The organism is Pueribacillus sp. YX66 (genome assembly GCF_041725775.1).
In the GTDB taxonomy this organism is placed as follows: domain Bacteria; phylum Bacillota; class Bacilli; order Bacillales; family UBA6769; genus Pueribacillus.
This window is the reverse complement of the sequence record NZ_JBEUEL010000030.1, coordinates 23582-33980: the sequence shown is the minus strand read 5'-3', so window position 1 is coordinate 33980 and position 10399 is coordinate 23582. Positions and strand designations below refer to the sequence as shown.

Annotated in this window: 12 protein-coding genes; 1 reads left to right on the top strand and 11 read right to left on the bottom strand. The window is 39.3% G+C overall.

All coding sequences use genetic code 11. The annotated features are described in order from the left end of the window. Positions 1-106: 106 nt before the first annotated feature. From ABU914_RS12335 to ABU914_RS12315, 5 genes are all read right to left on the bottom strand, one after another. Positions 107-445, bottom strand: coding sequence for a UPF0236 family transposase-like protein (locus tag ABU914_RS12335; RefSeq protein WP_379670036.1), 339 nt, complete (start codon positions 443-445; stop codon positions 107-109). A 22-nt stretch (positions 446-467) separates the two neighbouring features. Beyond that, positions 468-623, bottom strand: coding sequence for a UPF0236 family transposase-like protein (locus ABU914_RS12330; RefSeq protein WP_379670035.1), 156 nt, complete (start codon positions 621-623; stop codon positions 468-470). Between the two features lie 153 nt (positions 624-776). Then, on the bottom strand, positions 777-1877 hold the full coding sequence (gene ychF / locus ABU914_RS12325) for a redox-regulated ATPase YchF (RefSeq protein WP_379670034.1): 1101 nt from the start codon (positions 1875-1877) through the stop codon (positions 777-779). Positions 1878-1963: 86 nt separating this feature from the next. After that, positions 1964-2167 (bottom strand): DUF951 domain-containing protein, encoded by a 204-nt coding sequence (locus ABU914_RS12320; RefSeq protein ID WP_379670033.1) that lies wholly within the window; start codon positions 2165-2167, stop codon positions 1964-1966. Between the two features lie 55 nt (positions 2168-2222). Next, on the bottom strand, positions 2223-3242 hold the full coding sequence (locus ABU914_RS12315; protein ID WP_379670032.1) for a YkvI family membrane protein: 1020 nt from the start codon (positions 3240-3242) through the stop codon (positions 2223-2225). 88 nt (positions 3243-3330) lie between these two features. Between ABU914_RS12315 and yyaC the strand changes: the two genes are divergently transcribed. Next, on the top strand, positions 3331-3930 hold the full coding sequence (gene yyaC / locus ABU914_RS12310) for a spore protease YyaC (RefSeq protein ID WP_379670031.1): 600 nt from the start codon (positions 3331-3333) through the stop codon (positions 3928-3930). Here the strand turns inward: yyaC and ABU914_RS12305 are convergent. The 6 genes from ABU914_RS12305 to mnmG form a co-directional block, all read right to left on the bottom strand. Beyond that, entirely contained in the window at positions 3927-5060 is a 1134-nt protein-coding gene (locus ABU914_RS12305; protein WP_379670030.1) for an aminotransferase class V-fold PLP-dependent enzyme, read from the bottom strand. The genes yyaC and ABU914_RS12305 overlap by 4 nt on opposite strands. 107 nt (positions 5061-5167) lie before the next feature. After that, positions 5168-5995 carry a ParB/RepB/Spo0J family partition protein gene (locus ABU914_RS12300; protein ID WP_379670029.1) on the bottom strand — a complete coding sequence of 276 codons (828 nt, stop codon included), beginning with the start codon at positions 5993-5995 and terminating at the stop codon, positions 5168-5170. After that, positions 5988-6749, bottom strand: a complete 762-nt coding sequence (locus ABU914_RS12295) for a ParA family protein (RefSeq protein WP_379670028.1) — start codon at positions 6747-6749, stop codon at positions 5988-5990. The genes ABU914_RS12300 and ABU914_RS12295 overlap by 8 nt, the downstream gene beginning before the upstream one ends. A 60-nt stretch (positions 6750-6809) precedes the next feature. Continuing rightward, positions 6810-7649 (bottom strand): nucleoid occlusion protein, encoded by an 840-nt coding sequence (gene noc, locus ABU914_RS12290; protein ID WP_379670027.1) that lies wholly within the window; start codon positions 7647-7649, stop codon positions 6810-6812. A 124-nt stretch (positions 7650-7773) separates the two neighbouring features. Further along, a complete protein-coding gene (rsmG, locus tag ABU914_RS12285) occupies positions 7774-8487 on the bottom strand; it encodes a 16S rRNA (guanine(527)-N(7))-methyltransferase RsmG (protein ID WP_379670026.1) in 714 nt (237 codons plus the stop codon). 10 nt (positions 8488-8497) lie between these two features. Further along, positions 8498-10384 (bottom strand): tRNA uridine-5-carboxymethylaminomethyl(34) synthesis enzyme MnmG, encoded by a 1887-nt coding sequence (gene mnmG, locus ABU914_RS12280; RefSeq protein WP_379670025.1) that lies wholly within the window; start codon positions 10382-10384, stop codon positions 8498-8500. Between the last annotated feature and the right edge of the window lie 15 nt (positions 10385-10399).

Here is a 10399-nt window from a genome sequence, read left to right as displayed (position 1 = left end):
TTTTTCTTTTCTTGTAACCATCCAGAAATCCCCCTAAAAAGCGATAAATACAGTTAAATTATCCCATATTTATCAAAATTTAGGGGATGATTATCTCGAAGAATTTTTACTCCTCAAGGCTGTCCCAGAAGGGCACTTCCCCTTTGTGAACAAAATGCCGTTTATTGACGAGAGAAGCCCGTTTCCCTATTCTTTTCCACCCTTCATGAACGGATGCAATTTTTTCCTCCCTGCCTCTTTTTTTCTCTCTCTGATGCTTAATATACAGCCCGTCTACTTCAATAAATAAGAGTCGGCACTCCTGCTTCATTTCTTTTTTAAAAGATACCTCTGCTTCGAGAATGCGCTGACGGATGGCTTCGTGGCTTATCACCCGGTAGCCTAAAAGTTGTTCTAAGGAGGAGGATGCATGGCGATAGGAACGGCCTGACACGGCCAATTCCATCGCAAGTGATTCGACTGAGGGACTAACGAAACCGTCCTTTATCGCGGGTGGCTGTAATTTGTTGATCAAGGTCTTCTAAAACTTTTGACAATACATCCGCAAAGGCGTGTTGCAGCACTTTGAATAAATCTCGCTCAATTTCTTTCAATGTTGGCCAATTCATGATATCTTTTTTCATAAGAGACTCTCTCCTTTTGGTTTGGTGTGCAAACTTAACCATATAAAAAGAGAGTCTCTTTTTCATGTTTTTAGCTTTCTATCCTACCGCGCTATTGAATGGGGAGGTCATATGTTCTCCCACAAACATTTTACTCATACTTCTCGATGCTACTTATACGTTAAAACGGAAATGTATAACATCTCCGTCTTGAACAATATATTCTTTTCCTTCAAGACGAACTTTGCCTTTTTCCCTTGCTGTTGCCATCGAACCAGCTTCACGTAAGTCTTCAAACGAAACGACTTCAGCACGGATGAAACCTCGTTCAAAATCAGTATGAATAATTCCTGCTGCTTGTGGGGCTTTCATTCCTCGGCGGAACGTCCACGCTCGCACTTCCTTTTCTCCTGCAGTAAAATACGTCGCGAGTCCGAGTAAGTTATATGCTGCACGAATGAGTTGATCAAGTCCTGATTCTTTAATTCCGAGATCTTCTAAAAAAGCTTGTCTCTCTTCACCTTCTAATTCAGCAATCTCGGATTCTATTTTTGCACAGACGACGATCACTTCTGCTTCTTCAGCTTCCGCATATTCTCGCACTTTTTGAACATATTCATTTTCACCGTTATTCAACAAATCTTCTTCACTGACGTTCGCAACGTACAAAACTGGTTTCATCGTTAGTAAATGAAGCCCATGAACGACTTTTGCTTCTTCTTCTGTCAACGCAACACTTCGTGCGGGCTTATCATTTTCAAACGCTTGTTTAATTTTCGACAATGCCTCAAACTCGATTAAAGCTTCTTTATCTTTCTGTTTTGCGAGTTTTTGAACACGGTCATAGCGTCGATCGACTGTCTCCATATCCGCAAGAATAAGCTCAACGTTAATCGTTTCGATATCTGCGATCGGATCAACGGTTCCAGCTACGTGCGTTACGTTGTCATCCTCAAAACAACGGACAACATGTGAAATCGCATCAACTTGACGAATATGGGATAAAAACTGGTTTCCGAGTCCTTCTCCTTTACTTGCTCCTTTAACAATTCCTGCGATATCTGTAAACTCAAATGCGGTCGGCACCGTTTTTTTCGGTTTGACGAGCTCTGTTAACTTTTGTAAACGATCATCAGGCACTTCAACGATTCCAACATTCGGATCAATTGTACAGAATGGATAGTTCGCCGCTTCTGCACCTGCTTGTGTAATAGCATTAAACAATGTCGATTTTCCTACATTCGGAAGACCGACAATTCCTGTAGTTAATGACACTTCTCCACTTCCTTCCCATCAATCAAAGACGTACAATCATAACCGTTCTCATTATAGTGAGCACACATCGTTCATGCAAGCGCTCACTACTCATTTTCTGCATAACGTTCAAGAACTTTTTTTAGCTTTTTCGTAAATTCTCTTCTTGGCATTAAGACACTATGATCACAGCCCATACATTTAATCCGGATGTCTGCACCGAGCCGAATGACTTTCCAGCGATTTTCGCCGCACGGATGTGGTTTTTTCATTTCAACGACATCATGTAATCCAAACGCTTTGTCAGACATACGATCCCTCCTATATCGCTAGTCTTATCTTACCATGAAATGAGAGAAAATCTCATCATCCGCTCGAACGTTTTTTTGCAAACGGGTGAAAGAGTAATGCCGCTAACAAATATAAGTTGGCGATTCCATATAATGGGTACAAAAATGCGACTAAATTCGAAAAGCCAACAATAGTAATCGGAAGCATAAGCAACGTCAAAATGAAAGCAAACTGCCACCAAGGCAATGTCATTTTATTTTGGAGCCGACTCGTCAATCCGAGCAAACCAGAAACTGCTGTCGTATAAATTGCTAGCCATAATAAAACTGTCATCATCACTGCCATAAATGACGGGTAGTGTTTTAAAATCGCAAAAAGTGGAATTTCTATGTAAAGTAATTCTTCCGCAACATGAATGAGTGATTCATTGTAAATAAACGTAACCCCACCTAATAGAAACGCACTGCCGACACTTGCGATCCAAATTTCACCGCGGTGATTTATTTTTGAACCAATTGCTGCTAAAACTGCGACGAGTGGCAAAATATTTAATGAAGTAAACATAAAGCCTGCTTTCCAATTCGATTGTCGTTGCCAATTCATATTAAATACTTGTTCTTGAGAAAATAAAAAATAAGTTAACGTAAACAACAAAAGGATAATCAAAACTGGGATGAGAAGCGCATTCATCCTAACAACACCGTCCGCACGCCAAATAAATAGGATAATGACAAAAAATGCACTAATACATATACCGTAAAAATACGGGATACGAAACGCTTCTAATGCTGCACCACTCCCTGCATACATCACTGCTGTCGTCGTAAACAAATAAAGAATAATCATCATATCATAAAGGATTGTCATTCGTTTTCCAAGTAGCGTTTTTAATACTGGTAAATAGTGAACCGTTCTTAACTTATAACTAACGGATAATATGACGTGACAAGAAACCATAAATAAAATGATAAAAATAAAGATAGCTAGTACACTTTCATGACCAAAAAATTGCCATAACTCCCTTCCTGAAGCATAGCCAGCTCCGATCGTTGTCCCGATAATTAAAAATAACCACTTGAATCCCGCTCGCCACATCGTTTTCCCCTCCAGAAACGAATGATCTATGTATAGAAGTCAGTATCCAACCGTATACTGTTACTACTATTACAAAGGAGAGGATCCTATGAATCTTCATCAGAAACTCTTTCAAAAAAAGGACAAACTATTCCGGATCCATCACGAAGAGCGTGGCGGGATTATGAAGTTAGCAACCTTTGTAGACAACCTTATTCCGACGAAAAAACAACCTGTTGTTGTGATTTGTATCGGCACTGATCGATCAACAGGGGATTCGTTAGGTCCACTCGTTGGCATGAAATTAAAACGAAGATTTCCAAACAATCATATATTTGGAACGCTAGAATCACCTGTTCATGCACTCAATTTAGAAGACACGATTAAAAAAGTGGAGTCAACGTTTCACGATCCATTCATTATCGGAATTGATGCTTGTCTCGGGAAACTTTCAAGCATCGGTATCATTTCTGCAAGCGACGGACCTGTAAAACCAGGTGCAGGTGTAAATAAACAGCTTCCGCCTGTTGGCGATATGCACATTACTGGTATCGTAAACGTCAGTGGATTCATGCAACATATCGTTTTGCAAAATACACGCTTACACCTCGTCATGTCGATGGCAGATTTTATTGCTGATAGTTTATTTTTATCGTTATACCGACGTGAATCGATACGGTTTGTCCAAACGAAAACAACAGAAATCTAGTAATATTGGTTAATTTCTTTTATTGCATCGATGAACGTATCCACTTCTTCTTTCGTATTCGTAAAACCAAAACTTACTCGAATTAACCCTGTATTAAGCGTTTCAAGCTGTTCATGTGCAAGCGGTGCACAATGAAGACCTGCACGAACAGCTATTTGATAATGTTGATCTAAAATCATTGCGATTTCGTGACTGTCCACTCCTTTTATTGAAAACGCGACAACTCCAACATCAGCTTTTCCGTATACATCAATGCCGTCAATCATGTTTAACTGGTGAAAACATTCATTTGCTAATTCAATTTCATGCTTTCGAATCGCTTCAAGTGTTCTTTCTTTTACGACTCGCAATCCAGCTAATAAGCCAGCAATACCTGGAGTGTTTACCGTTCCACTTTCAAATTTATACGGTAATGCTTCCGGTTGGTTACGACTTTCTGAATGAGCGCCTGTACCACCATACACAAGTGGGTTTAGTTCAACTTCTTCTCCGATAAGTAGCACGCCTATTCCTTGTGGACCAAGCAAACTTTTATGACCTGGAAATGCTAATAAATCAATTCCCATTTTTTCCATATTTATAGAGAGCACACCAGCAGTCTGAGATGCATCGACGAGTAACGGGATGTTATGTTGTTTTGCAAATTGACTAATCGCATCAAGTGGCATTAATTCACCTGTCACATTTGATGCGTGTGTCACAGTAATCAGTTTCGTGTTGTCACGTAATGCTTCAGACCATTTCTCTTCATGAAATTCTCCATCTCGAATACGTATATACGTTACATCAATTCCCTTTTCTAGCACACATGCTTCAAGTGGTCTTCGCACAGAATTATGTTCAAACGTTGTCGTTATGACGTGATCACGTTTTTGAAAAGGGAAACCTAAAATCGCTTGATTTAATGCCATCGTTGCATTTTGAAAAAAGATGACCCGATTTGGATTCGATAAACCAAAAAAATGAGCAAGTTCTTGTCTCGTTTCATTAATAACATTTGCTGCTTTCTCTGCTAACGCATAATTTCCCCTGCCTGGATTTGCACCGTAATCCGTTAATGCTTCTGATACGGCTTGCACAACTTCCGGTGGCTTAGGGTAGGAACTAGCAGCATGGTCAAAGTAAATCATCTCAATCCCCCTCGCCAAACTTCTTGATAAAATAATCGCTAGAACGACAATCCTTTCTATACGTAAAAATAAAAACCACCGTTAAGATGGTTTTTATTGCAACGCTTTTATTCATTATTTAGGAGACGTAAAATTCGTTCAAGCTCTTCATCAGATAAAAATTCAATCTCAATTTTCCCTTTTGTTTTCCCTTTTTTTATCGAGACATTCGTTTTCAACTTCCGTTTTAAAACAGTTTCATGTTTACGATAAATATTCGTGTTTTGTTTTTTCTCCGATGTTCCACGTGAAACATTTAAGGTTTGAATGCGTTTTTCTAGTTCACGTACACTAAGTTGCTCACGAATCGTTCGCGCGACTAGTTCTGTCAGTTTGTTCTTTGCTTTCAGTCCAAGTAATGCTCGTCCATGCCCCATCGACAGCTTTCCGTCTGCAATATAATCAAGTACAGTTGACGGTAAATTGAGCAAGCGAATATGATTTGCGATGTGTGGACGACTTTTCCCGACTCGTTTTGAAAGTTCTTCTTGCGTATAATTAAGATCTTCCATTAACTTCTGATACGCAATCGCTTCTTCAACAGGATTTAAATCTTCTCGCTGAATATTTTCAATCAACGCAAGTTCCATCATTTCGTTATCAGTAAGCTTTTTAATAATCACAGGGACTTTTTCTAAGTTGATCGCTTTTGCTGCGCGAAAACGCCGTTCACCCGCAACAATTTCGTAACCATTTATAGTATCTCGCACGATTAACGGTTGCAAGATGCCATGAGTTTTTATCGACTCGCTTAGTTCACGAATTGTTTCTTCCGCAAACACTTTACGTGGCTGGAACGGATTTGTGTGCAATTGATTTAAGTAAACTTCTTCGATCGTGTCACTATCTTGGACAGGAATCAATGCTTCGATGCCTCTTCCTAACCTCCTAGCCACTTTCAACCACTTCCTTTGCAAGTTCTAAATAAAACTCCGCTCCTTTTGATTTTGAATCGTAAGCGATAATCGGTTCTCCATGGCTTGGTGCTTCACTTAGTCTAACATTTCGAGGAATGATCGTGTTGTATACTTTATCTTGAAAATATTTTTTTACTTCTTCAATGACTTGGATGCCTAAATTTGTTCGAGCATCAAACATTGTTAAAAGAACGCCATCGATCATTAAATTTTTATTTAAATGTTTTTGAACTAATCGAACAGTATTGAGTAATTGACTTAATCCTTCAAGTGCATAGTACTCACATTGTACTGGAATTAAAACGGAATCAGAGGCTGTAAGTGCGTTCAACGTTAAAAGTCCTAATGAAGGCGGACAGTCGATAATTATATAGTCATAATGTTGTTCAATTTTTGCAAGCGCACGTTGTAAGCGAATCTCTCGGGAAATTGTCGATACGAGTTCAATTTCTGCACCTGCTAACTGAATAGTTGAAGGTAATAAATCAAGGTTGTCTACTTTTGTTTGCTGAATGACGGTGTCTGCTGCAACATCATCGACAAGAACATCATATATACTTTTATCAAGATCGCCTTTATCGATGCCGACTCCACTCGTAGCGTTGCCTTGTGGATCGATGTCAATCAGCAACACTTTTTTACCTAGATGCGCAAGGCAAGCACCTAAGTTAACGGACGTCGTCGTTTTCCCGACTCCTCCTTTTTGATTTGTGATTGCTAGCGTTTTTCCCACGTTGTCACCTACCTCTATACATACATCCCTTACAATCTATGAAAATTAAATACATGCAATTTATTTCTTTCTAGGGATTCGAATTAAAAATTGATAGTAATCACCGTGATCTTCTTCTTCCATTTCGATTGAAAGACCACTTTCTTTCACCATATTCATCGACTGACGAATCGTATTAACCGCAATGCGCATATCTTTACTTATCGCTTTTTTACGTGGTTTAGCTTGCTTTTTTTGTTTGCTTGCTGTCATTTCTTTTACTCGTTCTTCTGTCTGTTTTACATTTAACTGTTTTTCAATAATCTCGTTTAAGAGTTGAAGTTGTTTTTCTTCTTCTTTCAAGCTCATAAGTGCACGACCATGTCTTTCCGTAATTTTCTTTTTCAATAATGCTTCTTGTACTTGTTCTGGCAATTTAAGCAGGCGAAGTTTATTTGCGATCGTTGATTGCCCTTTTCCTAACCGCTGTGCTAAACTTTCTTGAGTTAAACCGTGAATTTCAATTAACTTTTCATAAGCGATAGCCTCTTCAATCACTGTCAGTTCTTCTCGTTGTAAGTTTTCAATCAGAGCAACAGAAGCAGTTTGAGAATCATTGAATTCACGAATAATTGCAGGAATCGTTTCCCATCCTAGTTTTTTAACAGCACGAAAACGACGTTCACCAGCAATAATTTCGTAGCCTTCTCCTGCTTTTCGAACGACGATCGGTTGAATCATCCCATGGGTTTTTAACGTTTGTGCGAGTTCCTCAATCTTATCATCGTCAAAAACCGTTCGCGGTTGAAATTGGTTTGGAACAATAGCATCCATAGGCAATTGTAACACTTCATCTCTATTTATCTCTTCTTCAGAAGTTTTTTCTCCCAAACCAAAAAAACGAGATATGGAAGATTTCAAAACTTCCACCCCCTTCGAGACAGCAATATCCTACTTAGTTTATTCTCTCACACTTGCTTTTTTCCTGCTAGTCCTTCTTGCCGTCTTCGTGAAAATAACGAAATGTTCCACGTGGAACATTTCGTTATAATGGCTCTTTATTTGGCATACCGGGCTTGCGAGGATAGCGTTTCGGTGTTTGTTTTGTTTTTTCAATGACGAGTATATTTCGCTCGCTTTTTTCGATTGGTAATTCGGTTTCAACTCTTTTCGTAACAATCCCTCCGAGTATCGAAAGTGCGCGTTCAGCTTCAGCAATTTCTTTGCTAACTTTTGGACCTTTCATGACGAGAAATATACCATTTTTCTTCACTAACGGCAAACAGAGTTCGCTTAATACAGACAATTTCGCAACTGCTCTCGCTGTCACAACATCAAATGATTCACGCATCTCTCGCTTGCGGCCAAATGTTTCAGCACGGTCATGAAAAAGTTCAACATGGTCAAGTTTTAATTTCGATATGAGATGTTCTAAAAAAGTAATTCGTTTTTTTAGTGAATCGACAATCGTTATGTGCAAATGCGGAAAACAAATGGCGAGCGGAATACTTGGAAACCCTGCTCCAGCCCCGATATCACAAATTCGCTTAACGTCTTGAAAATGAATCGCAAGCGATGCGCTAAGCGAATCATAAAAATGTTTTTCGTACACTTCTTCTTTTTCCGTTATACCAGTTAAATTCATTTTTTTATTCCATTCTATTAATGTTGCATAGTATATGGAAAACTGTTCTAAATGTTTAGTCGTTATCTTCAATCCAATTTTTTCTACATGTCGTTGAAATTGTTGTTCATTCATCGTTTTCTACTCACTTTACTACTTTCGCAATTTTACCTTGCTCAATATAGACGAGCAAAATTGAAATATCTGACGGGTTAACTCCGGAAATTCGCGACGCTTGACCGACAGATAGTGGACGAACTTCATCAAGCTTTTGCTTCGCTTCGGTCGCAATTCCAGGAATCGCAAAATAATCGATATCGTCTGGAATTTTTTTGTTTTCCATTTTTTTCATTTTTTCAACTTGTTGCAGTTGCTTGTCAATATAACCTTTATATTTAATTTGAATTTCCACTTGTTCTTCTACTTCTTCGCCAAGTGATTGTTCTGAAGGTACTATTTTTGCGAGTATTTCATATGTCACTTCTGGGCGTTTTAATAAGTCGGATGCTTTTACACCGTCCGTAATCGTCTTTACTCCGTTCGCTTCTAAAATATCGTTCGTTTCTTTATTCGGTTTTACAACGACTGAATGAAGCCGTTTAATTTCTGTTTCAATTTTTTCTTTTTTCTTTTGAAAACGTTCATAACGTTCCTCTGAAATTAAGCCTAATTTGTAGCCTTTCTCTGTTAGACGCAAATCACAATTATCATGACGAAGCAGTAAACGATATTCCGCACGTGAAGTTAACAAACGGTACGGTTCATTCGTCCCTTTTGTTACAAGATCATCGATTAAGACGCCGATATAAGCATCAGATCGAGCGAGGACGAACGGTTCTTTTCCTTGAATTTTACGAACGGCATTAATTCCAGCAATAATCCCTTGAGCTGCCGCTTCTTCATATCCACTCGTTCCGTTAAGCTGCCCTGCTGTGAAAAGACGTTCAACTTTTTTTGTTTCTAGTGATGGCCAAAGCTGCGTTGGTACGATCGCATCATATTCAATCGCATATCCAGCACGCATAAATTCTGCTTTTTCTAAGCCGGGAACAGACCAAATAAGTTTGCGTTGTACATCTTCTGGCAAACTCGTCGAAAGTCCTTGCACGTACACTTCTTCTGTTTCTCTTCCTTCTGGTTCAAGAAAAATTTGATGACGAGGCTTGTCGTTAAATCGTACAATTTTATCTTCAATCGAAGGGCAATAACGCGCTCCCGTCCCTTCAATCGCACCAGAATACATCGGAGAACGATGAAGATTCTCTTGGATAATTTCGTGTGTTTCTGGGCTCGTATACGTTAACCAACATGGCAATTGATTCGTATTAAACTCTGTCGTTTCATACGAAAAAGCACGCGGTTCTTCGTCTCCTGGCTGAATTTCCGTGACGGAATAGTCAATCGTATTGCGGTTGACACGTGGGGGAGTTCCCGTTTTAAAACGAACTATTTCAAAACCAAGATCTTGTAGAGCATATGATAAATTAACGGAAGGCTGCATATTGTTTGGTCCACTCTCATATTCAAGTTCCCCAATAATAATTTTTCCGCGCAAATACGTACCTGTCGTAATGACAACAGCATCAGCATAATATTCCGCTTCTGTTTTCGTTACAACTCCTTTACAAATTCCTTCTTCCACAATAAGCCGTTCAACCATCGCTTGACGTAACGTTAAGTTTTCCGTATTTTCAAGTGTTTTTTTCATTTCCATTTGGTACATTACTTTATCTGCTTGTGCACGCAGTGCCCGTACAGCAGGACCTTTTCTCGTATTTAAAAGACGCATTTGAATATGCGTTTTATCAACGTTTTTTGCAATTTCACCGCCGAGCGCATCGATTTCACGGACGACGACTCCTTTCGCTGGTCCGCCTACAGAAGGATTGCACGGCATATATGCGATCGTATCGAGGTTTAGCGTTAAACATAACGTTTTTGCTCCCATCCGTGCGGCTGCAAGTGCTGCTTCACAGCCTGCATGGCCTGCACCGACAACGATGACATCGTAATGACCTGCGTTGTATCCCATTTCATTCACTCCTTA